The organism is Mycobacterium xenopi (assembly GCF_009936235.1).
In the GTDB taxonomy this organism is placed as follows: Bacteria; Actinomycetota; Actinomycetes; order Mycobacteriales; family Mycobacteriaceae; genus Mycobacterium; species Mycobacterium xenopi.
In genome coordinates this window covers 3,422,826-3,448,410 of record NZ_AP022314.1, presented here as the reverse complement: position 1 = coordinate 3,448,410, position 25,585 = coordinate 3,422,826, and the positions used below count along the sequence as shown (strand labels likewise).

The following is a 25,585-nucleotide window of genomic DNA, read 5'->3' as shown; positions in this document are numbered from 1 at the left end:
ATTTGGATCACGTAGCGACAGGAGATGAGCATGGAAGCGTTTCGCACCCACACGGGGATTGGCGTGCCGCTGCGGCGGTCCAATGTTGACACAGATCAGATCATTCCCGCCGTTTATTTGAAGCGGGTCTCCCGAACGGGTTTCGCCGACGGATTGTTCGCGACGTGGCGCACGGACCCGTCGTTTGTGCTGAATCTCAGCCCGTTCGACAGGGGTTCAGTACTAGTCGCGGGACCCGATTTCGGCACCGGATCGTCGCGTGAACACGCGGTGTGGGCACTGATGGACTACGGATTCCGGGTGGTGATCTCGTCTCGGTTCGGTGACATTTTCCGGGGCAACGCGGGCAAGGCGGGCCTGTTGGCGGCCGAAGTCGCCCAAGAGGGTGTCGAACTACTCTGGAAGCTTATCGAGGCCAGCCCGGGGCTGGAAATCACTGCCAATCTTCAAGATCGAAATATCACCGCCGGAACGGTGCTGCTGCCGTTCAAGATTGACGATTACACCGCCTGGCGATTGCTCGAAGGACTTGACGATATAGCCCTTACGCTGCGGAAACTCGGCGAAATCGAGTCTTTCGAGGCTGCCCGTCCGCAGTGGAAGCCGCGTACTTTTACCACTTCCTGACGTGTCGATCAGGGCCGAATTTCGGCCCTCCAGGGCCCCTGTCCGTTAGCTGTTTTTGGGCCTGGCGACCGGCCAAGGGGGGCAAGTAGATTCCTAAAAAATTCGCTAAAGGCCCCTGAAATTGCGCGTGGCTCTTGGAAATCAACCGTGTAAGGGTTTACCGTGTCTTCTAGTCGGTCCAAAGAGGGCCACTGACTTCGGAGGGTTTTGGATGAACAAAGCAGAGCTCATCGACGTACTCACGGAGAAAATGGGTACAGACCGTCGATCGGCGACGGCCGCCGTCGAGAACGTCGTCGACACCATTGTGCGCGCGGTGCACAAGGGTGACAGCGTCACTATTACCGGCTTCGGTGTTTTCGAACAGCGCCACCGCGCAGCGCGTGTGGCCCGCAATCCGCGCACCGGGGAGACGGTAAGGGTGAAGCCGACGTCGGTGCCAGCGTTCCGTCCAGGGGCCCAATTCAAAGCGGTTGTCTCTGGAGCGCAGCGTCTCCCGGCGGAAGGTCCAGCCGTCAAACGCGGCGTCCTCTCGGGCGGGGCCAGGAAGGCGGCGAAGAAGGCGCCGGCCAAAAAGGCTGCCAGAGCGGCCAAGAAGGCCGCAACCAAGGCACCTGCCAAGAAGTCGGCGGCCAAGAAGGCGCCGGCGAAGAAGGCCGCGATGAAGCGGACTGCGGCCAAGAAGGCGACCAAGTCGACCGCCAGGAAGGCCGCTAAGCGGACTGCCTCGAGGGCTACTGCCCGCAAGGCGCCGGCCAAGAAGTCGACCGCCAAGAAGGCGCCGGCCAAGAAATCCACTGCGAGAAGAGGCCGGCGGTAAACCGATAACAGGTCCAGACGCAAACACCCTTCGGGCGGCTTTATCCCGGAGGGTGTTTGCCTTTACGTCACGGCGTTGACCGCCAAAGCGCTGCCGATGTGGTCGGCCGCGATCAGCCGGCCATCGGCCAGTGACAGCACCCAGGTACTGCCTTTACGGTTGCGTGATTTATCCGGCCGCACACCGTCGCGAGCGCACCACCACGCGATCAGGTCGGGAATCACCTTGCCCTGGGTGCAGATCACCGGTGTATGCCCGCGCGCGGCGATTTCCAGAACCCGGCGCCGGGCACGCTTGGGGTTTTCCGCGTAAGCCTCCTCGGTCAGCAGCGGTTCGTTGCCGATGACCACACCCAATTCCTCGGCAAGCGGTTCAACGGTCTGATGGCAGCGCAACCTATCCGCGGCGTATACATCAGTGGCGCCGAACGCCAATAGCTGCGCGACGAGTGCCTCGGCCTGCGCACGGCCCTTCTTGTCCAGGGGCCGCTTGGCGTCGTCTCCCGAGAAGCGCGACCGGCTGCCGGCAGTACCGTGCCGGACGATCAGCACGGTCTGGGTGTCTGCGGGGTGTTTGGCGAATCTGCGCAGAACCTTTCGATCCTGTGCGTAGGCGACCTTCTTCATCGCGGCCGGTACCGGCAGCCAGACCAATTGGTCGACTTCGTGGTTGGGGGTGAATTCGCCGCCCGTGCTGCGCGCCGCCCAGTAGCGCACCTTTTTCACACCTTGCTCGATCGGGTAGCTCACCGCGGCGATCCGCCGACCCAGATGCGCTCGGTGACCGGTCTCTTCGAACACTTCGCGCACCGCCGTCACCGGTTCGGTCTCACCGGCATCGACCTTTCCCTTAGGCAGCGACCAGTCGTCGTAACGCGGACGGTGGATGAGCGCGATTTCGACTCCGTCCTCACCGCGGCGAGGCCGCCACAGCACCGCACCGGCGGCGGGCACGGCTTTACCCGCCGGGCGTTGCCCATCCACCGAGGTCCGTGTCGACACCTCAACTCCTGCAGGCTAATTCGGGCCGCTCGTAACCATGTATATGCGGTCTGGCGGTCATGATTGATGCGGTAGGTCAGGGGCTGCGGTGCCGCTCCATGAGCGATACCTGGTGGTCGCGCACCTGGCGCCCATCCTTCGGCGACGCCGTCCACTGGCCGTCGGGCCCCAGTTCCCAGCAGCGAGTGGCCGGATCCAGCGCGGATTCGAACACGTCATTCAGTTGCGCGGTCAGCCGCGGATCCTTGACTTGCGCCATCACCTCGACTCGGCGGTCAAGATTGCGATGCATCATGTCGGCACTACCGATCCAGAACTCGTCGATGGCGCGAAAGTGGATGATCCGGGAGTGCTCCAGGAAACGCCCCAGAATGGAGCGAGCGACGATGTTTTCGGAGTAGCCCTTGGCACCCGGACGCAATGCGCAGATGCCGCGGACCACCACCTCGACCCGCACGCCCGCCTGCGACGCGCGATAGAGCGCATCGATGACCTGTTCGTCGACGAGCGCGTTGAGTTTGAGCCGGATCCGCCCGTTGCCCGTTTCGCGGTGAGCGGCGACCTCGCGCTCGACTCGTTCGATGATGCCCGTGCGGATGCCGTGCGGGGCCACCAGCAGATTGCGGTAGGACACCTTGCGCGAATAGCCGGTGAGCGAGTTGAACAAGTCGGTCAGGTCGGCACCGATATCGGGAGCGGCGGTCAAAAGGCCGATGTCCTCGTAGAGCCGCGCCGTCTTGCTGTTGTAGTTGCCGGTGCCGACATGGCAGTAGCGGCGGATGGCCGAGCCTTCGCGCCGCACCACCAGCGCGGTCTTGCAGTGGGTCTTCAGCCCGACGAGCCCGTAAACCACATGCACGCCAGCCTGTTCGAGGGTGCGCGCCCACCGGATATTCGCCTGCTCGTCGAAGCGCGCCTTGATTTCGACCAGCGCCACCACCTGCTTTCCGGCTTCGGCGGCCTCGATCAGCGCGTGCACGATGGGCGAATCACCGGACGTGCGGTACAACGTTTGCTTGATCGCCAGCACGTTGGGGTCGGCGGCTGCCTGCTCGATGAATCGCTGCACGCTGGTGGAAAACGAGTCATACGGGTGATGGACCAGCACGTCGCCTTCGCGCAGCGTCGCGAAAATGCTTTTCGGCGTTTCCCGCTCGGCGAACGCCGGCGGTGTAGCCGGCACGAACGGGGGATCCTTCAGGGTCGGCCGGTCAAGGTCGTAGATCTGCCAGAGCGACGACAGGTCAAGCAGGCCAGGCACTTCGATGACGTCGCCGGGATGCACGTCGAGCTCGCGCAGCAGCAGCTCCAGCATGCTTTCGGTCATGTCGTCGGAGACCTCAAGTCGCACCGGCGATCCGAACCGCCGGCGCGCCAATTCCCGCTCCAGCGCTTGCAGCAAGTCCTCGTCGCGGTCTTCTTCCACCTCGAAGTCGGCGTTGCGGGTGATGCGGAACACGTGATGCTCGACGATCTCCAAACCCGGGAACAGGACCGGCAGGAAGGCCGCGATCAACTCCTCCATCGGCAAGAACCGCACGACCGCCTTTCCGTCCGGGCCCGCACGCCCGGCCAGTTCGACGAAACGATCGACGTTGTTGGGCACCTTGACCCGCGCGAAATGCGTTCCGCCGTCCTCGGGGCGCTTCACCGTGACGGCCAGGTTCAGGCTCAGGCCGCTGACGAACGGGAAGGGGTGGGCCGGATCGACGGCCAGCGGCGTCAAAACCGGAAAGACCTGCTCGTGAAAGTAGGTCGAGAGCTGATCACGTTCAGCCTCGTCGAGGTCGGCCCAGGTGACAACGTGGATGCCTTCCTCGGCGAGCGCGGGGCGCACCGAATCGAGGAACACGCGCGCGTGCCTGGTCGCAATCTGCTGGGTCTGCTCGCCGATGCGGCGCAGTTGCTCGCGCGGGGTCAGACCATCGGCCGAGCGCACCGACAACCCCATCTCGTCGCGGCGTTTGAGCCCGGCGACGCGCACCATATAGAACTCGTCGAGATTGGAGGCGAAAATCGCGAGGAACTTGGCGCGCTCCAACAACGGCAGCGAGGTGTCGGCGGCCAGCGCCAGCACCCGCGCGTTAAAGTCCAGCCAGCTCAGCTCCCGGTTCAGATAGCGGTCCTCGGGAAGCTCTGCCTCGATGACGGCTGTGGTTGCAGCGGGCGGAGCCGCCGGGGCCGAGTCACCCGGATGCCACACGCTCTCGTCAGGGCGCACCTCGGCTTCGATTTCGGTCATTTTTCGATCATTGCGCATTACCCGCTGGTGCTGCCACACTGCGGCGGCCATCCGTTCACCGTTGGCGTGCTGTTCACTCCATTGTTATCGGTCCGGGGCCGCATTGTGTCTCGCCCGGACACCGGGCCGGGCTAATGGCCGGCTAAGGCTCGTGCGGTGGCGGGACCGACTCCCAGGCGTCGGGCCACCGCCAGGTCGTCGGGCGTGTCGATATCGCAGCGCAAACCCGGCCACGCACCCGTGAGCTCCACCGCACCCGAACGGCGGTGCCGCGCTGAGGAATCCGGCCCGAATTGTGGCTGCAGCTCGGTTCCGAACGCGCACAGGGCCGCGGTGCCGGTGCCGAGCCGGTCGGCGACAAAGCTTCGCGGGTGGTTGCGCGCCGCTGCGATCGCGTCAGACAGCTCCTGCGGCTGCAATGCGGGCAAATCGCCTTGCAGCACAACAAGATTCGGCACCGATTCGGCCACCAGACGTTCCGCGACGGTGATCGCGTTGTTCAGTGAATCGGGGTGGCCCTCGGGCGTCGGATCGGCGAGCACCTCGGCTCCCAGCTCGGCTGCGGCGGCGCGGGCAGCGTCGTCGGGCGTGATCACGGTGATCGAGCGCAACGAGTCAACCGCTGCAGCCGCGGTCAGGGTGTCGACGAGCATGGCCAGCACCACCGCCTCGCGGGTTCGGGCCGAAAAGATCGGCGCCAGCCGCGTCTTGGCGACGGTCAGCCGCTTGACGGCCACGATCAGGCCAACGTCACCGTGACCGTCGGCCCGGGTGCCGCTCATGCGCTCATCCTGCCAGCGCGGATACGGGCTGCGCCTCCGCCGGGCTAGGGTGGGCGCCTGCGGATGCAGCAGACACACGGCATTGGGAGTTGGTATCGGTGGCTGGCGTGGACGGTGCGGTTGCGGTGATGGGCGCCGGTGCGTGGGGCACGGCGCTGGCCAAGGTGTTGGCCGAAGCCGGCACTGCGGTGACGTTGTGGGCCCGCCGTGGCGAGGTCGCCGAGGAGATCAATGCCACCCGCTGCAACACCGGCTACCTGCCCGGCGTCCAGTTGCCCTCGGCGATCCGCGCCACGGCCGATGCCGCCGAGGCGCTCAGCGGCGCGTCGACCGTGCTGCTGGGTGTTCCGGCACAGACCATGCGGGCCAACGTCGAACAGTGGGCGGGTTTGTTTGCCGAGGGCGCCACCCTGGTCAGCCTCGCCAAGGGCATCGAACTGAACACGCTGATGCGGATGAGCCAGGTGATCGTCGCGGTGACCGGCGTCGATCCGGACCAGGTTGCGGTGGTTTCCGGCCCCAACCTGGCCAGCGAGATTGCTCAGCGTCAGCCCGCCGCCACCGTCGTGGCGTGCAGCGACTCCGGGCGGGCGGTCGCATTGCAGCGCGCGCTGAACACCGGCTACTTCCGTCCGTACACCAATGCCGACGTCATCGGCACCGAGATTGGCGGCGCATGCAAGAACGTCATCGCGTTGGCGTGCGGGATGGCGGCCGGTGCGGGGCTCGGCGAAAACACCGCCGCGGCGATCATCACCCGGGGGCTTGCCGAGATCATGCGGCTCGGGATCGCACTGGGAGCCAAGGGTGCCACGCTCGCCGGCCTGGCCGGGGTGGGCGACCTGGTGGCCACCTGCACCTCACGGCGGTCGCGCAACCGGTCTTTCGGCGAGTGCCTGGGCCGGGGCGGCACAATGCAGTCGGCCATGCAGGCGCGTGACGGCCATGTAGTCGAAGGGGTGACGTCGTGCGAATCTGTACTGGCGCTGGCGTCCAGCTACGACGTGGAGATGCCACTGACCGACGCCGTGCACCGCGTCTGCCACAAGGGCCTATCCGTCGACGAAGCGGTGGTTTTGCTGCTGGGCCGCAGCACTAAGCCGGAGTGACCCGTCATCGGCCCAGGTCAGGGCCGCCGTACCGGGTGCCAGGCCGCCATGGCGGTAGCCTCTTGAGGTTGTGAGTGCTCGCCACCGGCCCGCGTCGAGCGGAGACGCCGGATCGCCGACATCCCAAGGCCGTACCCGCGTCGCTGTGGTCTACGGCGGACGCAGCAACGAACACGCGATTTCGTGCATGTCTGCGGGCAGCATTCTGCGTCACTTGGACCGGCAACGCTTCGACGTCGTGCCGGTAGGCATCACGCGTGATGGCTCCTGGGTGCTCACCGACGCCCGCCCGGAAACCCTGGCCATCACCGATGGCCGGTTGCCTGAGGTCAGCGCGGCATCGGGCACCGCGCTGGCGTTGGCGCAGGATCCGCGCCAGCGCGGCCAGCTGGTGTCGGTCAACACCGAGGGGAAGCTGAGCGCCGGCGAGGTGCTCGCCTCGGTCGACGTGGTGTTTCCGGTATTGCATGGCCCGTACGGCGAGGACGGCACCATTCAGGGTTTGCTCGAACTGGCCGGCGTTCCCTATGTGGGCGCCGGCGTGCTGGCCAGTGCGACCGCAATGGACAAGGAGTTCACCAAAAAGCTGCTGGCCGCTGACGGGCTCCCGGTCGGCGCCTACGAGGTGCTGCGGTCGTCGCAGCCGACGTTGACGCCCGAGCAGCGGGAACGCCTGGGACTGCCGGTTTTCGTCAAACCTGCGCGCGGCGGCTCGTCGATCGGTGTCAGCCGGGTGACGGACTGGGCCCAGCTGCCCGCGGCCATCGACCACGCCCGCCAGCACGATCCCAAAGTCCTTGTGGAGGCCGCTGTGGTTGGCCGCGAACTAGAGTGCGGTGTGCTCGAAATCCCAGACGGAACAGTCCAAGCCAGCAGCGTCGGGGAGATTCGATTGGCCGGGGTCCGTGGTCGCGATGACCCCTTTTACGACTTCGCGACCAAGTACCTCGACGACGTTGCGGAGCTCGACGTGCCGGCCAAAATTGACGACGACGTCAGCGATGCGATACGTGATTTGGCGATCCGGGCGTTTCGGGCTATCGACTGCGAAGGGCTGGCCCGGGTCGATTTCTTCCTCACCGACGACGGGCCGCTGATCAACGAGGTCAACACCATGCCCGGATTCACCACGATCTCGATGTTTCCGCGGATGTGGGCGGCCAGCGGGGTCGACTACCCCGCGTTGCTGGCGATCATGGTCGAGACCGCGTTGGCCCGTGGTGTCGGGCTGCGCTAGCGGCACCCGACCGCTGCGCTAGCCCGTCGGCGGTGCCGGCGCTATCGGTACCGCAGCGATGCTGCGGTCGATCACCTCGGATATTTCCTGAATCGGCGTGCTCCCCGACCCCGGCGGCAGTGTGAGCGCCACATACACCGGCCGGTCGACCGTGTACCACGTGCTGCGGCCCGCTTGGCCGCCGGCCTGGGTGTCCATCTCCTGAAACCACTGCACTCGGTCGACCACCTGAATCGGCGAGCCCACCACGAAGTCTGGCGGCCGGGTGAGACCGCACCGCAGTACCACCGGCTCGGCGGTGCCGCGGGCACGCCAGGCCGCAGCCCCGGGCGGCACGGGCCGCGCTGCCGGGGCACGCTGGTAGTCGCCGAGCCGCTGCGGCAGCGCCTGCAGCAACGCCCGGCAGGCCGGATCGTCGGCCTGCGGGGCGGGAACGGCCGGGATCGCGACCGGTTGCTGCGGCGGGTGGCGAGTGGCCGCGATGGCCAACATGATCCCGATGACGACGACGGTCAGCAGCAGTGCTGCGATCAGCAATGCCCGTGGCGGCCCGTCCGAACCGGCCAGCTGCTCACTTTTCGATTGCGCGTCCATCGCGTCGTAGTTTTCGGGGCGGTCCCATCACCTGCTTACACTCCACGTGTCCGCCGCCGAAGTCGGCGGACCAAACTTACCGCAGGTCGACCGGTATTCATCGGGGATCAACGGGCCGGGAGGAAGCGACGTGAGCAGCGGCGAGCCTGGGCCCACCCTCAGACAGCTCGGCGAGTTCGGCATGATCGACCGGCTGTTGGCAGGCCGCCGGCAACCGCCCACAACCGCGCTCGGACCCGGTGATGACGCGGCGGTGGTGCTCACCGGCGACGGCCGGACAGTGATCTCGACCGACATGCTCGTGCAGGGCCGGCATTTTCGGCTGGATTGGTCGACGCCGGAGGATGTCGGCCGCAAGGCCGTCGCGCAAAACGCGGCCGATATCGAGGCCATGGGCGCGGCGCCGACCGCGTTCGTCGTCGGCTTGGGCGCACCGCCCGAAACCCTCGCCGCACGTGTCAGCGAGTTCGCCGATGCCATGTGGGACGAGGCGGGACAGATCGGGGCCGGCATCGTCGGCGGCGACCTGGTCAACTGCCCGCAGTGGGTGGTCGCGGTGACGGTGCTGGGCGATCTGGCCGGGGGTGCGCCGGTGCTGCGAGCAGGAGCCCGCCCGGGCTCGGTGATCGCCGTCGCCGGCGAGTTGGGATATTCAGCTGCCGGATATTCCTTGTGGCGCAGCGGAATTGAGGGCTTCAACGAGTTGCGGCGGCGCCATCTGGTGCCGCGCCCGCCCTACGGGCAGGGCCGGGCGGCCGCCAGGGCCGGCGCGCAAGCGATGATCGACGTGTCCGACGGGCTGGTGGCCGATCTGGGCCATGTCGCCAAGGCGTCCGGGGTAGGGATCGACGTGTCCACCGCAGCGCTGGCCGCCGATCATCGGGCGCTGACCGCGGCCGCCGACGCGGTGGGCGTCGACCCGTGGTCGTGGGTGCTCAGCGGGGGAGAGGACCATGCGTTGGTTGCGGCTTTCGCCGGGGGCGTCCCGGCGGGCTGGCGGGTCATCGGCCGGGTGCTGGACGGTCCCGCCCGGGTGCTCGTCGACGGGGTGGAGTGGCGCGGATACGCGGGCTGGCAAGCATTCAACAGTCGTTAAGGTAGCGCCGTGACCGTGTATGCGATCGCTCAGCTCAGATTCACCGACCGCACCGCCTACGACCGTTACCAGGCGAAGTTCATGGAGGTCTTCTCGCGCTACGCCGGAACACTGCTGGCCGCCGACGAAGCTCCGCAAGTCGTCGAAGGCCAGTGGGACCGCGAAAAGGTGGTGCTGATGTCGTTTCCCGACGAGGCGGCCTTCTGGAGTTGGGCCGAATCGCCTGAATACCAACGCATTTCGCAGGACCGTCGGGCGGGCGCAGATACCGTGGTGCTGCTGGCGCAGGGACTGCCGTGACCGCGCGACCGCTGCACGAATTAGTCGAGGACGGCTGGGCCCGCGCGCTGGTGCCGGTGGCCGAACAGGTCGCCGCGATGGGGCGATTCCTGCGAGCCGAGCTGGCCGCTGGGCGCCGCTACCTGCCGTCCGGACCGAATGTGTTGCGAGCCTTCACATTTCCATTCGAACAGGTGCGGGTGCTGATCGTCGGACAGGATCCGTACCCGACTCCCGGACATGCGGTGGGGCTCAGCTTTTCGGTGGCCCCCGGTGTGCAGCCGCTGCCGCGCAGCCTGGAGAACATTTTCGCCGAATACGTCGACGACCTGGGCTATCCCACACCGTCGTCCGGCGACTTGAGCCCGTGGGCTCAGCGCGGAGTGATGCTGCTGAACAGGGTGCTCACCGTCCAACCGGGAAACCCGGCGTCACATCGTGGCAAGGGCTGGGAGATGGTCACCGAGCACGCAATTCGGGCCCTGGCGGATCGCAAGCAGCCGCTGGTGGCGATTCTGTGGGGCCGTGACGCCTCCACGCTCAAGCCAATCTTGGCCGGCGGCGACTGCGTCGCGATCGAGTCGGCGCATCCCTCGCCGCTGTCGGCGTCTCGAGGTTTCTTCGGTTCACGGCCGTTCAGCCGGGCCAACGAGCTGCTGGAGAAGATGGGCGCCGAACCGGTCGATTGGCGGCTGCCCTAGTTCCTCGGCCGAACAGAGGCTGGCGTCGTGCGACACGCCGGGCGAGTGGGTTGGTTTGCGTCTGCTCGTGAGCCGCTAGCCGCGGGCGACCTTGCCGGCTTTCATGCAGGACGTGCACACGTTGAGCCGCTGCTTGTTGCCGCCGGGACGGGCAACGGCGCGCACGGTCTGGATATTGGGGTTCCACCGCCGGCTGGTCCTGCGGTGCGAGTGCGACACCGATTTGCCGAAGCCGGGGCGCTTTCCGCAGATGTCGCAGACGGCGGCCATGACGAAACTCCTCAAATCTTTGGGGCCAACAACCGGGCTACGGGTGACCCGACGACTTGGCCAGGATAACCGGCGGCGTGGCGATGCGCCAAAACGACCAACACCTGGCGATACTGTGTGACCTGTCCTGTCGGCTCAACTCGCTAGGCTGGCGCCACCAGAGGAGGTGTGCGAGGTGGTGTCCGATGTGGCTAGGTCGGATCGTCCCCTGGACGCATTCGCACTGCGCGACTGGGCACACACCGCCGTCAGCGACTTGATCATGCACATCGACGAGATCAACCGGCTCAACGTGTTTCCCATCGCCGACGGCGACACCGGCACCAACATGCTGTTCACCATGCGCTCGGCGCTGGCTGAGGCCAACGCGGTCGCGAACTTCAAATCCGGTTCCGCAGACGTGGCCCGAGTGGCGGCGGCCCTCTCTGCTGGTGCGCTGCATGGCGCGCGCGGCAACTCAGGAGTTATTCTCTCGCAAATCCTGCGCGGTATCGCCGACGTGACGGCCACGGCCGCCGCCGAGGCCGGTGGTGAACTGCCCGACATCGACGCCGCCGTGCTCGGGGCCGCGCTGCGCCACGGTGTGGACCTGGTGGTCGCCTCGATGGGTGGGCAGGAGGTCGCCGGCACCATCGTGTCGGTGCTGCAGGCCGCGGCCGACGCTGTCGAGCAGTGCGCGGACGACGGAGAAGGGCTGGCACAAGCGATTACGGCCGCCGGTGACGCTGCGGTCGTGGCGCTGGAGAAGACTCCCGAACAGCTGAACGTTCTCGCCGACGCCGGCGTGGTCGACGCCGGCGGGCGCGGCCTGCTGGTGCTTCTCGATGCGTTCAGCGCGACCATCACCGGCCTGGCGCCGGCTCGTACGGTGTATGCGCCGTCACCGCGGCTGCTATCAGCCCAGGCCCCCCGCGAAATCCCAGCGCCGCAGTTCGAGGTCATGTATTTGCTGGGTGGCTGCGACGCCGCCGGAGCTGATGCGCTGCGGGATCGGCTTGGCGAGCTCGGTGACTCGGTGGCGATCGCGGCCTCGGCATCCGATGCGGTCAGCGGCTACTCGGTTCATGTCCACACCGACGACGCCGGCGCCGCCGTCGAGGCCGGGCTGGTGTTCGGGACGCCGCGCCGGATCCAGATCTCAGCGCTGACCGGGGCAGCGACCCGATTGCCGCCGGGCAGCTGGACGCGTGAGCGGGCGGTTCTGGCTGTTGTCGACGGTGACGGTGCCGCGGAGCTGTTCGCTGGCGAGGGCGCTTGCGTGCTGCGGCCTGACCCTGAGGCGGCCGAACCCGCTACCGCGGTCAGCGCGCAGCAGCTGTTGCGGGCAGTGGTGGACACCGGCGCTGCGCAGGTCATGGTGTTGCCCAACGGTTATGTGGCCGCCGAAGAACTCGTGGCCGGCTGCACCGCCGCCATCGGCTGGGGGATCGACGTGGTGCCGCTGCCGACCGGGTCGATGGTGCAGGGGCTGGCCGCGCTCGCGGTGCATGACCCTGAGCGGCAGGCAGTCGACGACGGCTACACCATGGCCCGCGCGGCCAGCGCCGCCCGACACGGGTCGGTGCGCGTTGCCACCGAGCAAGCACTGACCTTCGCCGGCCCTTGCCGGCCCGGTGACGGCTTAGGTATCGCCGGTGATGAGGTGTTGATCGTGGCCGACGATATCGGCTCGGCGGCAACCGGCCTGGTCGATCTGTTGCTGGCTGCCGGTGGCGAGCTGGTAACCATGTTGGTCGGCGCAGGCTTGGATGCCGATGGCGCCGTCGTCGAATCCACGATGAAAGTCCATGTGCACGACCATCATCCGGGCACCGAGGTGGTGAGCTACCGCACCGGGCATCGCGGCGACGCGCTTCTGATCGGGGTCGAGTAGCCGTGGTGGCGCTGACCGACCGGCTGGATTACGTCCTGGGGGCGAAATCGGCCGACCCGCTCGACGAGGCATTCGGCATCCGCACGGTTCAGGATTTGCTTCGCCACTATCCGCGCACCTACGTCGAGGGCGCGGCGGTGCGCGGTGTCGGCGACGAGCGGCCGCCGGCGGGCGAGCACATCACGCTCGTCGACACCGTCACCGGCGCGGTGTCGCGCCCGATGAAGAAACGTCCGAAGGAGAAGTACCTGGTCATCACGATCGGTTCTGGCCGCAACCGGGTGACCGCGACGTTTTTCAACGTCAAGCAGTGGTTCGTAGACCAGCTCGCCAAAGGAACCCGGATCATGCTGTCCGGGGAGGTGAGCTATTTCCGGGGCACCATGCAGCTTACGCATCCCGATTTCCTGATATTGAACTCTCCGGACGGCAAGGACCACGGCAGCAAGTCGCTGCGCTCGATTGCCCACGCCTCGAAGAAAATCAGCGGCGAGGTGCTGCAGTCGGCGTTCGAACGGGCCTTCTACCCGATCTATCCGGCCAGCACAAAAGTGCAAAGTTGGGACATCTACGCATGTGTGCGGCAAGTACTCGCCGTGCTAGACCCGGTACCCGACCCGCTGCCGGAGTCGGTTGTCGCCGAGTACGGTTTGATCTCCGAAGACCAGGCGTTGCACGCGATACACCTCTCGGAAAGCGAAAGCGAACGCCAACGGGCCCGCCAGCGGCTGACTTTCGACGAAGCCGTCGGCCTGCAATGGGCGTTGGTGACTCGCAGGCACGGTGAACTCTCCGAATCCGGTCCTTCGGCACCGCCCCGGTCCGACGGTTTGGCACAAGAACTGTTGCAGCAGCTGCCATTTGAACTCACCGTCGGTCAGCGTGAGGTGCTCGAGGTGTTGCGTCGCGAACTCGCAGCGACCCGCCCGATGAACCGGTTGTTGCAGGGTGAGGTCGGTTCAGGGAAAACGATCGTGGCGGTCCTGGCCATGCTGCAGATGGTCGACGCCGGATACCAGTGCGCACTGCTGGCACCGACAGAAGTACTTGCAGCACAACATGTTCTATCGATAAACGAGGTGTTGGGGCCGCTGGCAATGGGCGGGCAGCTGGGGGGCGCTGAGAACGCGACGCGGGTGGCGATGCTCACCGGCTCGATGTCTCCTGCGCAGAAGAAACAGGTGCGAGCCGAAATTACCAGCGGGCAGGCGGGTATCGTGGTCGGCACGCACGCGCTTCTGCAAGATGCCGTGGAGTTCCACCGGCTGGGTATGGTAGTTGTCGACGAACAGCATCGTTTCGGAGTGGAGCAGCGAGATCAGTTGCGGGCCAAGGCCCCTGCCGGCATTACACCGCATCTGCTAGTGATGACCGCAACACCGATACCTCGGACCGTTGCGCTTACCGTCTACGGCGACTTGGAAACCTCGACATTGCGTGAACTTCCGCGTGGCCGCCAGCCGATCACTACGACCGCGATTTTCGTCAATGACAAGCCGACATGGCTGGACCGTGCCTGGCAGCGCATCATCGAGGAGGTCTCGGCCGGACGCCAGGCCTATGTGGTAGCGCCACGGATCGACGAGACCGATGACCCTGGCCAGACTGAAGAGAGCGGCCGACCTTCGGCCACCGCGGTCGACCTGTTCGCGCGGCTACGTAGCCGTGAATTGGCCGGCCTGAGGCTCGGTCTCATGCATGGGCGGCTGCCGGCGGAAGATAAAGATGCCGTCATGGCGGCATTTCGCGCTGGCGATATCGACGTGCTGGTCTGCACCACCGTCATCGAAGTTGGTGTCGACGTGCCCAACGCCACGGTAATGCTGATCATGGACGCCGACCGGTTCGGCATCAGCCAATTGCATCAGCTGCGCGGTCGCATCGGCCGAGGCGCGCACCCGAGCGTGTGCCTGCTGGTGAGCTGGGTCTCCCCGGATTCGCGGGCGGGCACTCGACTGCGCGCGGTCGCTCAAACCCTGGACGGATTCGCCTTGGCCGACCTCGACCTGAAGGAGCGCCGCGAGGGAGATGTGTTGGGCCGCACACAATCTGGTCGTGCCATCACGTTGCGCCTGTTGTCGCTGGCCGAGCATCGAGAGATCATCGAAACCGCACGGGACGTGTCCGAGCGGATTTACGACGAGGATCCTGGCCATCCCGGACTGACACTGCTGGCAGCGCCATTCACCACCACCGAACGCGTCGAGTACCTGGACAAGGCATGAACGCGCCGGCGACGATGCAAAGCGTAGCGATGAGGAGGCGCGACGCTTGTGAATAAGAAAGCGTTGCTCTGGCTTTCGGTGGTTGCCGCGATCGCCGTTGTGGTCGCCTATCAGGTGACGTCGTCGGCTGGAGATCGCGCGAAGGAATTCGCCGCGCGTGCCGACGTTCCGACCTTGCAACCCGGCACCGACGTGTTGGCCGGAATCACGGTGGTGCCGGCCAGAATCCATCGCTACGACTACCGCCGGGCCGCGTTCGGAGATGCCTGGGACGACGACAACGATGCGCCCGGGGGCCACAATGGCTGCGACACTCGCGACGACATCCTCAACCGCGACCTGACCGACAAGACCTATGTGTCGATCAAACGCTGCCCCGAGGCGGTGGCCACAGGGACGCTGCACGACCCGTACACCAACGCGACCATCCACTTCCAGCGCGGCGCGCGGGTGGGTCAGTCCGTGCAAATCGACCACATCGTCCCGCTGGCGCTGGCGTGGGATATGGGCGCCTACAACTGGCCGTATCCGCAACGGTTGCGCTTTGCCAACGATCCGGCCAACCTCCTAGCCGTGTCGGGACAGGCGAACGAGGACAAGGCTGATTCGCAGCCGGCCCTCTGGATGCCGCCCAACACCGCGTTCTGGTGCCAGTACGCCGTCCAGTACGTCGCCGTACTGCGCGGTTACGCGTTGCCCGTCGACCAGCCATCCGCCGACGTGTTGCACCGTGCCGCCGCCACCTGCCCCACCGGATAACCCTCAGCGCGAGCAGACACGAAATCCCCCGAATGCGGCCGTAAATGTGCGCTTTTGCGTCTGCTCGCCGTCTTTAGGTGTCCGTGTAGGTCAACGGGTCCTCGCGCACGCGGGTGCCGTCGTTGAGGCCGCTGAGCGCGTCCATGTGCTCGGCGGCTAACTCGAAGTCGAAGATGTCGAGGTTGCTTGCGATGCGTTCGGGTTTGCCGGAGCGGAAGACGACCGAATTGCCCAGTTGCACGTTCCAGCGCAGCAACACCTGCGCCGGGGTCCGCCCGTATTCGGCGGCCACGGAGGTCACCGTCGGGTTGTCCAGCAGACGGCCAAGGGCCAGCGGACTATAGGCCTGGGTGACCACGTTGTGCTCAGCGTTGGCCTTGCGCAGCTCGGCCTGGTTGAGCAACGGGTGCAGCTCCACTTGGTTGACCGCGGGCGTGAAGAAGGTCAGGTCGATCACCGTCGACAAATGTTCCTCGGTGAAGTTCGAAACGCCGATCGAGCGGGCGTAGCCGTCACCCCGGGACTGGATCATGCCGCCAAAGCTGTCCACATACTTGCCGAGCTGTGGGGCCGGCCAATGGATCAGGAAAAGGTCGACATAGTCCAGACCGAGCCGGTCCAGGCTTGCTTTGCACGCCTCCTGTGAGCTAGTGAACCCTTGGTCGGGGGTGGCCAACTTGGTGGTGACGAAAATTTCGGCCCGGGGGATGCCAGACGCGGCAATCGCGCGTCCGACGGCGGCTTCGTTGCCGTATGCCGCTGCGGTATCGATCAGCCTGCAGCCGATTTCCAGCGCCGCCGACACTGCGCGTTCCGTCTCGGTGTCGGACAATTCCGCGACACCGACGCCGAGCACTGGCATCGTGTTCTCGTCATTGAGCGTTACCGAGGGGATCAAAGAACGCTCAGCGGCGCTGCCAGTCAACGTCATTCACCTGCCTGTGAAATTGAAGGTTCGTGGATCAGGGCCAAGCCGGGTTCCGTCATCGAGCGAGCAGATCGACGCCATCTGGTCCGCACTGAGTTCGAAATCGAACACGTCGAAATTACTCGCAATCCGTGCCGGGTTCACCGACTTGGGGATCACGATATTACCGAGCTGGATGTGCCACCTAATCAGCACTTGTGCCGGTGTGCGGCCACAGGCCTCGGCGACCGCGGTGACCGTCGGGTGAGTCAGCAGCGAGCCCTGCCCGAGCGGCGCCCACGCCTCGGTGGCGATGCCGAGCTGGGCATGCACCTCACGCAATGCGGTCTGGGGAAATCGCGGATGCAACTCGACTTGATTGACGGCGGGAACGATGCCGGTGGCGTCGATGAGGACCTTCAGGTGCTCAGGTTCGAAATTGCTGACCCCGATCGACCGGACCCGGCCTTGGTCGCGCAGGTGCACGAACGCCTTGAAGGTGTCGACGAACTTGCCCGCCGCAGGCAGTGGCCAGTGGATCAGATATAGGTCGAGATAGTCGACGCCCAGCCGTGCCATGCTGGCGTCGAACGCCGCCAGAGTGCTGTCGTAGCCCTGGTCGGCGTTCCACAGCTTGGTGACCAGATAGATCTGGTCCCTTGGGATGCCCGAGTCGGCAACCGCCCGACCGGTCTCGCGTTCGTTGTTGTACATTGCCGCGGTGTCGATGTGCCGGTAGCCGGCTCGCAACGCCGCGCGGACAGCCTGTTCGGTCTGTTCGGGTGGAATCTTGAATACGCCGAACCCGACTGCGGGGATCGAATGACCGTCGTTCAGGGTGACGAGGGGAGCAGTCATGACGAAAAGTCTGCCAGGCGCGCCCGACCTGCACCGGTGGCCGGTTCGCTTCCAGAGCACCGCCACTAACGTTGGGCTGAAGGTCATTCCGTGGATTCCAACGGGGGCCAAGCGCCTGCTCACCGGCGGGCGGTCAGTGATCATCGACGGCAATACGCTCGATCCCACATTGCAGGTGTTGTTGGCCGCGCAGCGGGCTGTCGGCATCACCGGCTTGGTGGTCGACGACGACGTGGTCGCCTCCCGGACCCTGATGCGCGAGGCATGCCGGGCGCTGCCTGGGCCGCAGATTCACGTCGCGGTGAACGACATGTCGATACCCGGACCGGGCGGCGACATCCCCGCTCGGCATTACCGCCCGGCCGTCGCCGAGCCGACGCCGTTGCTGGTCTTCTACCACGGCGGCGGCTGGACCATCGGCGACCTGGACACCCACGACGCGCTGTGCCGGTTGACCTGCCGTGACGCCGACATCCACGTGCTGTCGATCGATTACCGGCTGGCCCCCGAACACCCGGCTCCGGCCGGTCTTGACGACGCCTACGCGGCCTTTCGCTGGGCCCATGAACACGCCGCCGAACTCGGCGCAATCCCGGGCAAGGTGGCGGTCGGCGGCGATAGCGCGGGCGGCAATCTGGCGGCCGTCGTGTCGCAATCAGCGCGGGCTGACGGCGGCCCGATGCCCGCGCTGCAGTGGCTCGTCTACCCCAGAACCGATTTCACCGCGCGCACCCGCTCGCTGTCGTTGTTCGCCGACGGTTTCTTGCTCACCAAACGCGACATCGACTGGTTCGAAACCCAATACCTGGCCGACTCCGATCTCGAGCCGACCGATCCACGGGTGTCGCCGTTGCTTGCCGAGGACTTGTCCGGGCTGCCGCCCGCGTTGATCGCAACCGCCGGCTTCGACCCCCTGCGCGACGAGGGCGAGCAATACGCCGCGGCACTGCGAGCCGCCGAAACCCCGGTCGACGTGCGCTCCATGAGGTCGCTGACCCACGGTTTCGCCAATTTGTTCCCGCTCGGCGGCGGCTGTGCCGCTGGCACCGCCGAGCTCGTTTCGGCGCTGCGCGCCCATCTGAGCCGGGCATGAGCCTGCCCGCCGGTACTCTAGAGGCGCCAAGCCGCCAACCGGAGGATCCGCGAACCTGTGGCCAGCAAACCTAACCGTCCCGCGCGCTACGACTTGAAGGCAGCCGATCGCAGGCGCAACCTGTTGATCCAGATCGGGCTGACGGGGATCGTGGTGATCTTCGCGGTCGGCCTCGTGCTGTATATCGTGCTGACCCACGGCCACAAGCCCGCCCCCGGCCAGCCGGTGCGGGTGACGTCGAGCAAGCTGATCACCAAGGACGGCACCAAAGACCCCAAGGCCGTGGTCGCGTTCTACGAGGACTTCTTGTGCCCGGCGTGCGGTAATTTCGAGCGCACGTTCGGGCCGACGGTGTCCAAACTCATCGACAGCGGCGCCATCGCCGCCGACTACTACATGGTCGGCATCCTCGACAGTGCGCGCAATGACAACTATTCGTCGCGAGCCGGGGCGGCGGCCTACTGCGTCGCCGACGAATCCATCGACGCGTTCCGGCGTTTCCACACCGCGTTGTTCACCAAGAACCTCCAGCCGTCCGAAACCGGCTCGACTTTTCCCGACAATGCGCGGCTGATCGAGATTGCCCGTGAAGCCGGGGTGGTGGGCAAGGTCCCCGATTGCATCAACAGCGGCAAGTACGTGCCGAGGGTCGACGGCATGGCCTCGGCCACAGGTATTCACGCCACCCCGACGATCCGGATCAATGGCCAGGACTACGAACCGTCAACGCCTGAGGCGCTGGTCGCCAAGATCAAAGAGATTGTCGGCGACGTGCCGGGCCTTGACGCGGCCGCGGCACCAGCCGCGTCGTGACAGTTACCGTGTCGGCGCAACCCGTCCAGCCGCCCGGCGGGCAGGCAGCCGCGCCGTCGGTGGCGTTGCCCAGCGCGTGGTGGGTGCTAATCGCCGGGGTCATCGGGTTGGTCGCCTCGGTGACGCTGACGGTGGAAAAGATCAAGACCCTGACCAACCCGTCGTATGTGCCGTCGTGCAACCTCAACCCGGTGGTGTCGTGCGGGTCGGTGATGGCGACGCCGCAGGCGTCGCTGCTGGGATTTCCCAATCCGCTGATCGGTATCGCCGCGTTCACGGTGGTCGTCGTCACCGGCGTGCTGGCCGTGACGAAAGTGCCATTGCCGCAGTGGTATTGGATCGCACTGGCTGCCGCCACACTGGCTGGTGCCGGGTTCGTGCACTGGCTGATATTCCAAAGCCTGTATCGCATCGGCGCGCTGTGCCCCTACTGCATGGTGGTTTGGGCGGTCACCATCCCACTGCTCGTGGTAGTCGCGTCGATCGCGTTTGGCCCGGCCCAGGGGAGCGGTGTCGGCGCGGCGCTGACGCTCTACCGGTGGCGGTGGTCGATCACCACGCTGTGGTTCACCGCAGTCATCCTGCTGATCCTGGTGCGGTTTTGGGACTACTGGTCGACACTCTTCTAGCCCGGCTAAGGCGGTGACGTGCGGTGGTGGTGAACTGACGCGGATCATCGCCGGAACGGCACGCGGCCGGCGCCTCGCGATCCCGCCGCGGGGAACACGACCGACCACCGACCGGGTGCGCGAGTCGTTGTTCAGCATCTTGACCGCGCGGCTGGAGCTGGCCGGCCTGTCGGTGCTCGATCTGTACGCCGGTTCCGGCGCGCTGGGGCTGGAGGCGTTATCACGCGGTGCCGCGTCGGCCCTGTTCGTCGAGTCGGATCAGCGGACCGCGGCCGTGCTGGCCCGCAACATCGAGGCCGTCGGCCTGCCCGGGGCGACACTGCGCCGCTGCCCGGTGGCGGCGGCTGTGAGTGTCGAGGCCGAGCACCCGGTGGACCTGGTGCTGGCGGATCCGCCCTATGACGTCGACACCGGCGAAATCGAGGCGGTGTTGGGCGCCCTGACCGCCCACGGGTGGGCGAGCGCGGGAACCGTGGCGGCGGTGGAGCGGGCCGCCGCCAGCACGCCGCTGAGCTGGCCGTCCGGTTGGTTGCCGTGGCAGCACCGCGTTTACGGCGACACCCGGCTGGAATTCGCCGAACTGAGCGGTCCGGCGAGGTGAACGGTTCCTGCTACCGTCATCGGTCATGACCACCGGCGACGATGCCGAGCGCGGCGAGGAGGAGGAGCGGCGCATATGACCGGCGCGGTATGCCCGGGATCCTTCGATCCGGTGACGCTGGGCCACATCGACATTTTCGAGCGCGCCTCCGCTCAGTTCGACGAGGTGGTCGTCGCCATCCTGGCCAACCCCACCAAAACGAGCATGTTCGAGCTCGACGAGCGGATCGCGATGATCAACGAGTCGACGACGCACCTGCCCAACCTGCGGGTCGAGGCCGGGGAGGGGCTGGTGGTCGACTTCGTCAGATCTCGCGGCATGACCGCGATCGTCAAGGGTCTGCGCACCGGCACCGACTTCGAATACGAGTTGCAGATGGCGCAGATGAACAAACATATCGCCGGGGTCGACACGTTCTTCGTGGCTACCACACCGCGGTATTCGTTCGTGTCGTCGTCGTTGGCCAAAGAAGTCGCGATGCTTGGCGGTGACGTGTCTGACCTGCTTCCTGAACCGGTGAACCGGCGCCTTCGCGAAAAGCTTTCCCGCGGAGGGTGATTCACGCGCCAGCTGCTGTTCGACGGTGCGCCTGCGGTACCGTTGGGTGAGTTGCGAGACCCTGGTCGATCAACGGATGCCCGACCGCCGGGCTGCCGGTCGGGATTCGAGCGGCCAGAATTCTCAGCAGTGCCCGTGGTGGTGATGGTCGTGCTCTGCGTCCGGCGGACCGCCCATCATGCGAAGCATCGGCACGCCCCCGGTCGCCACGAATCTCGCGAGAAGAATCGCCGCGATGGCAAGGAACACGATGTTGAGCCAGGTGGTGTAGTTCCACGAGATCCCGGCGTGCATCACGGTGGCGTTGCGGTGGCTGGGAACCAGATGTGCTGCGCCGAACAGTAATTCGACGAGGTAGCCAGCTCCGACTATTGCGGCGTAGAAGGTGCCCAGCAATGTCACCATCATCGCGGTGCCGTAGTACTTACGGTAGATGTTGAGAATCGGCAGAATCAGTAGGTCGGCGAAGATGAAGGCCACCACGCCGCCAAAGCTTATGCCCCCGTTCCAAAGGACCGCGGCCAGTGGCACATTTCCGATCGAGCAGACGAACGATGCGATCGCGACCAATGGTGCCACGATCGGGCCCCAAAGCGCGGACAGCGCGTGATGTTGGGTGAAAAAGAATGTCTGCCAAAATGATTCAGGAACCCAGGCAGCGATGGCGCCAGCGATCAACAACCCGATCACGAGGTCGCGCAGGATTGCCGCCCACTCCATGACGAATACATGTGAGACCGATGTGAAGCCCTGCGGCGAAAAGAGCCGCTGCCAAAACGAGCCTTCGCGTTGAACGGACATGTCCATCGCGGCGTGGCCTTCCATCGAACCGGCGATTCCGCGCTCGGCTTGTCGGCGGGCGGCGGCGACCAGCGGTGGGCGTACAAATAGCCGGAACAACACGGCTAAGATCACGATCATCAGTGGGCCGCCGACGAATTCGGCCGCGGCGAACTGCCAGCCCATTAGCAGGGCCATGATGATGCCCAATTCGACCACTAAGTTCGTCGAGCCGATCTCGAATGCCATGGCGGCGGTGAAGTCGGCGCCTTTACGAAAGAGCGATCGGGCCAGTGCGACTGCGGCATAGGAACACGACGACGATGCGGCGCCCAGTCCGGTCGCCACGGCGAGGGTGCGCGGCCGATTGTCGCCCAGCAGGGCGACGATCGTCGAGCGGCGTACGACCGCCTGCACGAGCGCCGACAGCAAAAACCCCACCACCAGGGCCCAGAGGATCTCCCACGTCATGGAACCCGCCAGCGCCAAAGCGCGCTCGACCGCATCCAGCACGGTGCCCAACAGATCCTCCTCGTTCGCGGTTCGGTGGCCAGCGGTCGATGCGGCCCACACCATGCTAACCGCGCCCGTTTATACCCCACAGGGGTATATTCGCCCGTGGGCCGACGATTGACACTAACCACCGGGGCGGAGAGTGACGGCGCGTGGTGGAGCTGGGCGGCAACGCCCCCGGGGTGGCAATGTTCGACACACCGGACCCGCCAGCGCCGTCACAGAGGCAACACCAGGCACACTGGTAACAACAACGATGCCGGGAGGGTGTTGCCGTGTACCGAGTTTTTGAAGCGCTGGACGAGCTCAGCGCGATCGTCGAAGAAGCCCGTGGCGTGCCGATGACGGCCGGTTGTGTGGTGCCTCGCGGCGACGTGCTGGAACTTATCGACGACATCAAGGACGCGATTCCCGGTGAGCTCGACGATGCCCAGGACGTGCTCGATGCGCGGGAATCCATGCTGAACGAGGCCAAGGCCCACGCCGACTCCATGGTGTCCTCGGCAACCACCGAGTCGGAGTCGATGCTCAACCATGCCCGTGCCGAAGCGGACCGGATACTTTCCGAGGCGAAGGCCCAAGCCGACCGGATGGTCAGCGAGGCCCGCCAGCACAGCGAGCGGATGGTCAGCGATGCGCGCGACGAGGCGGTCCGCATCGCGGCAGCGGCCAAACGCGAATATGACGCCAGTACCAGCCGGGCCAAGGCAGAATGCGACCGGCTGGTCGAAAACGGCAACATCTCTTATGAAAAGGCCGTGCAAGAAGGCATCAAGGAACAACAGCGGCTGGTGTCGCAGACCGAAGTGGTGCAGGCGGCGCGCGCCGAGGCCACCCGTCTGATAGACGCGGCGCACGCCGAGGCGGACCGGCTGCGCGGCGAGTGCGACATCTACGTCGACAGCAAGCTCGCCGAGTTCGAGGAATACCTGAACGGCACGCTGCGGTCGGTGAGTCGCGGTCGTCACCAATTACGCACCGCTGCCGGCACCCACGACTACGCCACCCGTTAGCCTGCGGCGGCAGCACCGGGCTGCCGGGACCGTAGGATTGGGCTATGGCGAGGCAGCATAGCCCAATCGCATCACGGCCGCCGATTTCGCCGCTGATCGTCAACATCGCGCGGCTGGGCCGGCGCCCCGGAGCGATATTCGCGCTGCGGGACACGGTGAGCAGTCCGACGCGAATCGGATTGGAGCTGATCGCGATCCAGCGCGGTGCGCCGCTGGAATTGGATCTGCGGGTCGAGTCGGTGTCAGAGGGCGTATTGGTCACCGGCACGGTGGCGGCACCCACCACTGGGGAGTGCGCGCGTTGCCTGACCACGGTCAGCGGGCGGGTGGAGGTCGAGTTGACCGAATTGTTCGCGTACCCGGATACCCTCACCGAGGAGACCACCGACGAAGACGAGGTCGGTCGGGTTATCAACGACACGGTCGACTTGGAGCAGTCGATCATCGACGCGGTCGGCCTGGAACTGCCGTTCTCTCCGGTATGCCGGACCGATTGCCCGGGCTTGTGCCCGGAATGCGGTGTTCCGCTGGCCTCCGCCGAGCCAGGTCATCACCACGATCGGATCGATCCGCGCTGGGCCAAGCTGGCCGGAATGCTGGACGCACCCGAGGCCGACCTGTGAGCCGGTCATACCAGCCGCTGCTCGATGCCCTGGGGGTCGACCTGCCGGACGAGTTGCTGTCGCTGGCGTTGACGCACCGCAGCTACGCCTACGAGCATGGCGGCCTGCCCACCAACGAACGCCTGGAGTTCCTCGGCGACGCGGTCCTCGGCCTGACCGTCACCGATGAGCTGTTTCACCGCCACCCGGACCGCTCGGAGGGCGATCTTGCCAAGCTGCGCGCGAGCGTCGTCAACACCCAGGCGTTGGCCGATGTCGCACGCAAGTTGACGGACCAGGGTCTCGGCGCCTACATGTTGCTGGGCCGCGGCGAGGCCAACACCGGTGGAGCCGACAAATCCAGCATCCTGGCCGACGGCATGGAGTCGCTGTTGGGTGCGGTCTACCTGCACCACGGCATCGACACCGCTCGCGAGGTGATCCTGCGGTTGTTCGGTGCACTGCTGGACGCCGCGCCGACGCTGGGCGCGGGGCTGGATTGGAAAACCAGCCTGCAGGAGCTGACCGCGGCGCGCGGCCTGGGCGCGCCGTCATACGTGGTGACCTCCACCGGGCCGGACCACGACAAGGAGTTCACCGCCGTCGTCGTCGTGATGGACACCGAATACGGCACCGGGGTGGGCCGATCCAAGAAGGAAGCCGAGCAAAAAGCGGCGGCGGCGGCGTGGAACGCGCTGGAGAGCGCCTGAGCTGAATGCCCGAGCTACCCGAAGTCGAGGTGGTGCGGCGCGGCCTGCAAACCCATGTCGCGGGAAAGACGATCACGGCGGTCCGAGTTCATCACCCCCGCGCGGTGCGCCGCCACGAAGCCGGGCCCGCGGACCTGACCGCACGGCTACTCGGCGCGCGCATCACCGGCACCGATCGTCGCGGGAAGTACCTGTGGCTGAGGTTGGATGACGCGGACACCGCCCTGGTCGTGCATCTGGGCATGAGCGGACAGATGCTGCTGGGTGCCATCCCGAATACCGCGCACCTGCGCATCGCGGCGGTGCTCGACGACGGCACCAGGCTGAGTTTCGTCGATCAGCGCACGTTCGGCAGCTGGCTGCTGGCCGATCTGGTAACAGTCGACGGCAGCGCGGTGCCCGTCCCCGTGGCGCACCTGGCCCGCGATCCGCTCGACCCGAAATTCGACGCCGACGCGGTGGTTAATGTGATGCGGCGCAAGCATTCTGAGCTCAAACGCCAGCTGCTCGACCAGACCGTGGTGTCGGGCATCGGCAACATCTACGCCGACGAAGCACTGTGGCGCGCCAAGGTGCACGGCTCACGGTTGGCCGCCGCGTTGCCGCGCCGACAGCTGGCGGTGGTACTGCAGGCCGCCGCGGACGTGATGCGCGACGCGCTAGCCCACGGCGGGACCTCGTTCGATTCGTTGTACGTCAACGTCAACGGTGAATCGGGGTACTTCAACCGCTCCCTCGACGCTTACGGTCGCGAGAACCAGCCGTGCCGGCGCTGCGGCTCGCTGATTCGGCGCGAGAAGTTCATGAACCGCTCGTCGTTCTATTGCCCGAGGTGTCAGCCGCGGCCGCGGCTTCGGCGATGACCGGTCTCGTTGCGCGAAGGGGCGTTTTGT

Annotated in this window: 27 protein-coding genes; 19 read left to right on the top strand and 8 right to left on the bottom strand. The window is 66.1% G+C overall.

Annotated features, from left to right (window positions below; translation table 11 throughout):
* Nucleotides 1–30 precede the first annotated feature (30 nt).
* On the top strand, nt 31–627 hold the full coding sequence (gene leuD / locus MYXE_RS16295; protein ID WP_003922106.1) for a 3-isopropylmalate dehydratase small subunit: 597 nt from the start codon (nt 31–33) through the stop codon (nt 625–627).
* A 211-nt stretch (nt 628–838) separates the two neighbouring features.
* Nucleotides 839–1,447 carry an HU family DNA-binding protein gene (locus tag MYXE_RS16290; RefSeq protein ID WP_085195750.1) on the top strand — a complete coding sequence of 203 codons (609 nt, stop codon included), beginning with the start codon at nt 839–841 and terminating at the stop codon, nt 1,445–1,447.
* A gap of 62 nt (nt 1,448–1,509) precedes the next feature.
* On the opposite strand, the gene mutT1 is transcribed toward MYXE_RS16290, so the two are convergent.
* From mutT1 to cofC, 3 genes are all read right to left on the bottom strand, one after another.
* Entirely contained in the window at nt 1,510–2,448 is a 939-nt protein-coding gene (gene mutT1 / locus MYXE_RS16285) for an 8-oxo-(d)GTP phosphatase MutT1 (RefSeq protein ID WP_085195752.1), read from the bottom strand.
* A gap of 76 nt (nt 2,449–2,524) precedes the next feature.
* Nucleotides 2,525–4,741 carry an RNA degradosome polyphosphate kinase gene (locus MYXE_RS16280; protein WP_085195754.1) on the bottom strand — a complete coding sequence of 739 codons (2,217 nt, stop codon included), beginning with the start codon at nt 4,739–4,741 and terminating at the stop codon, nt 2,525–2,527.
* 80 nt (nt 4,742–4,821) lie between these two features.
* Entirely contained in the window at nt 4,822–5,472 is a 651-nt protein-coding gene (cofC, locus tag MYXE_RS16275) for a 2-phospho-L-lactate guanylyltransferase (RefSeq protein WP_085195756.1), read from the bottom strand.
* Between the two features lie 128 nt (nt 5,473–5,600).
* Here cofC and MYXE_RS16270 point away from each other — a divergent pair, with 128 nt between their 5' ends.
* Complete coding sequence (locus tag MYXE_RS16270) at nt 5,601–6,581, top strand: NAD(P)H-dependent glycerol-3-phosphate dehydrogenase (RefSeq protein WP_085195810.1); 981 nt, start codon at nt 5,601–5,603, stop codon at nt 6,579–6,581.
* Between the two features lie 187 nt (nt 6,582–6,768).
* Nucleotides 6,769–7,818: a D-alanine--D-alanine ligase family protein gene (locus tag MYXE_RS16265; RefSeq protein WP_232061843.1), complete on the top strand. Its 1,050-nt coding sequence runs from the start codon at nt 6,769–6,771 to the stop codon at nt 7,816–7,818.
* A gap of 18 nt (nt 7,819–7,836) precedes the next feature.
* On the opposite strand, the gene MYXE_RS16260 is transcribed toward MYXE_RS16265, so the two are convergent.
* On the bottom strand, nt 7,837–8,412 hold the full coding sequence (locus MYXE_RS16260) for a DUF3515 domain-containing protein (protein ID WP_085195760.1): 576 nt from the start codon (nt 8,410–8,412) through the stop codon (nt 7,837–7,839).
* A gap of 181 nt (nt 8,413–8,593) precedes the next feature.
* Here MYXE_RS16260 and MYXE_RS16255 point away from each other — a divergent pair, with 181 nt between their 5' ends.
* Genes MYXE_RS16255 through MYXE_RS16245 form a run of 3 tightly spaced genes read left to right on the top strand, consistent with a single transcriptional unit; the run spans nt 8,594 to nt 10,488 of the window.
* On the top strand, nt 8,594–9,508 hold the full coding sequence (locus MYXE_RS16255; protein ID WP_112650186.1) for a thiamine-phosphate kinase: 915 nt from the start codon (nt 8,594–8,596) through the stop codon (nt 9,506–9,508).
* A 9-nt stretch (nt 9,509–9,517) separates the two neighbouring features.
* Nucleotides 9,518–9,808: a DUF1330 domain-containing protein gene (locus tag MYXE_RS16250; RefSeq protein WP_003922097.1), complete on the top strand. Its 291-nt coding sequence runs from the start codon at nt 9,518–9,520 to the stop codon at nt 9,806–9,808.
* Nucleotides 9,805–10,488, top strand: coding sequence for a uracil-DNA glycosylase (locus MYXE_RS16245; RefSeq protein ID WP_085195762.1), 684 nt, complete (start codon nt 9,805–9,807; stop codon nt 10,486–10,488). The genes MYXE_RS16250 and MYXE_RS16245 overlap by 4 nt, the downstream gene beginning before the upstream one ends.
* A gap of 75 nt (nt 10,489–10,563) precedes the next feature.
* On the opposite strand, the gene rpmB is transcribed toward MYXE_RS16245, so the two are convergent.
* Complete coding sequence (gene rpmB, locus MYXE_RS16240; protein WP_003922095.1) at nt 10,564–10,758, bottom strand: 50S ribosomal protein L28; 195 nt, start codon at nt 10,756–10,758, stop codon at nt 10,564–10,566.
* Nucleotides 10,759–10,945: 187 nt separating this feature from the next.
* Between rpmB and MYXE_RS16235 the strand changes: the two genes are divergently transcribed.
* The 3 genes from MYXE_RS16235 to MYXE_RS16225 are packed head-to-tail and all read left to right on the top strand — an operon-like array spanning nt 10,946 to nt 15,615.
* On the top strand, nt 10,946–12,631 hold the full coding sequence (locus MYXE_RS16235) for a DAK2 domain-containing protein (protein WP_112650185.1): 1,686 nt from the start codon (nt 10,946–10,948) through the stop codon (nt 12,629–12,631).
* Nucleotides 12,632–12,633: 2 nt separating this feature from the next.
* A complete protein-coding gene (gene recG, locus MYXE_RS16230; protein WP_085195764.1) occupies nt 12,634–14,856 on the top strand; it encodes an ATP-dependent DNA helicase RecG in 2,223 nt (740 codons plus the stop codon).
* 48 nt (nt 14,857–14,904) lie between these two features.
* Nucleotides 14,905–15,615, top strand: coding sequence for an HNH endonuclease family protein (locus MYXE_RS16225; RefSeq protein ID WP_085195766.1), 711 nt, complete (start codon nt 14,905–14,907; stop codon nt 15,613–15,615).
* A 73-nt stretch (nt 15,616–15,688) separates the two neighbouring features.
* Here MYXE_RS16225 and MYXE_RS16220 read toward each other — a convergent pair whose 3' ends face one another.
* The gene (locus tag MYXE_RS16220) at nt 15,689–16,546 is read right to left on the bottom strand and encodes an aldo/keto reductase (RefSeq protein WP_003922091.1); all 858 of its coding nucleotides are present in this window, start codon (nt 16,544–16,546) and stop codon (nt 15,689–15,691) included.
* Complete coding sequence (locus MYXE_RS16215; protein ID WP_003922090.1) at nt 16,547–17,380, bottom strand: aldo/keto reductase; 834 nt, start codon at nt 17,378–17,380, stop codon at nt 16,547–16,549.
* Here MYXE_RS16215 and MYXE_RS16210 point away from each other — a divergent pair.
* The 5 genes from MYXE_RS16210 (at nt 17,379) to coaD (ending at nt 21,074) form a co-directional block, all read left to right on the top strand.
* Nucleotides 17,379–18,473: an alpha/beta hydrolase gene (locus MYXE_RS16210; RefSeq protein WP_085195768.1), complete on the top strand. Its 1,095-nt coding sequence runs from the start codon at nt 17,379–17,381 to the stop codon at nt 18,471–18,473. The genes MYXE_RS16215 and MYXE_RS16210 overlap by 2 nt on opposite strands.
* Before the next feature lie 57 nt (nt 18,474–18,530).
* Nucleotides 18,531–19,286: a DsbA family protein gene (locus MYXE_RS16205; protein ID WP_003922088.1), complete on the top strand. Its 756-nt coding sequence runs from the start codon at nt 18,531–18,533 to the stop codon at nt 19,284–19,286.
* An 8-nt stretch (nt 19,287–19,294) separates the two neighbouring features.
* A complete protein-coding gene (locus MYXE_RS16200; RefSeq protein WP_003922087.1) occupies nt 19,295–19,915 on the top strand; it encodes a vitamin K epoxide reductase family protein in 621 nt (206 codons plus the stop codon).
* 34 nt (nt 19,916–19,949) lie between these two features.
* Nucleotides 19,950–20,516 carry a 16S rRNA (guanine(966)-N(2))-methyltransferase RsmD gene (gene rsmD, locus MYXE_RS16195; protein ID WP_085195814.1) on the top strand — a complete coding sequence of 189 codons (567 nt, stop codon included), beginning with the start codon at nt 19,950–19,952 and terminating at the stop codon, nt 20,514–20,516.
* A 75-nt stretch (nt 20,517–20,591) separates the two neighbouring features.
* Complete coding sequence (gene coaD, locus MYXE_RS16190) at nt 20,592–21,074, top strand: pantetheine-phosphate adenylyltransferase (protein ID WP_003922085.1); 483 nt, start codon at nt 20,592–20,594, stop codon at nt 21,072–21,074.
* 123 nt (nt 21,075–21,197) lie between these two features.
* On the opposite strand, the gene MYXE_RS16185 is transcribed toward coaD, so the two are convergent.
* The gene (locus MYXE_RS16185) at nt 21,198–22,430 is read right to left on the bottom strand and encodes a permease (RefSeq protein ID WP_085195770.1); all 1,233 of its coding nucleotides are present in this window, start codon (nt 22,428–22,430) and stop codon (nt 21,198–21,200) included.
* 212 nt (nt 22,431–22,642) lie between these two features.
* Between MYXE_RS16185 and sepIVA the strand changes: the two genes are divergently transcribed.
* Genes sepIVA through mutM form a run of 4 tightly spaced genes read left to right on the top strand, consistent with a single transcriptional unit; the run spans nt 22,643 to nt 25,555 of the window.
* On the top strand, nt 22,643–23,380 hold the full coding sequence (sepIVA, locus tag MYXE_RS16180) for a cell division protein SepIVA (protein ID WP_085195772.1): 738 nt from the start codon (nt 22,643–22,645) through the stop codon (nt 23,378–23,380).
* Nucleotides 23,381–23,424: 44 nt separating this feature from the next.
* Nucleotides 23,425–24,003 carry a YceD family protein gene (locus MYXE_RS16175; RefSeq protein ID WP_003922082.1) on the top strand — a complete coding sequence of 193 codons (579 nt, stop codon included), beginning with the start codon at nt 23,425–23,427 and terminating at the stop codon, nt 24,001–24,003.
* Entirely contained in the window at nt 24,000–24,692 is a 693-nt protein-coding gene (gene rnc / locus MYXE_RS16170; protein WP_003922081.1) for a ribonuclease III, read from the top strand. The genes MYXE_RS16175 and rnc overlap by 4 nt, the downstream gene beginning before the upstream one ends.
* Nucleotides 24,693–24,697: 5 nt before the next feature.
* Nucleotides 24,698–25,555: a DNA-formamidopyrimidine glycosylase gene (gene mutM, locus MYXE_RS16165; protein ID WP_085195774.1), complete on the top strand. Its 858-nt coding sequence runs from the start codon at nt 24,698–24,700 to the stop codon at nt 25,553–25,555.
* Nucleotides 25,556–25,585: the final 30 nt, after the last annotated feature.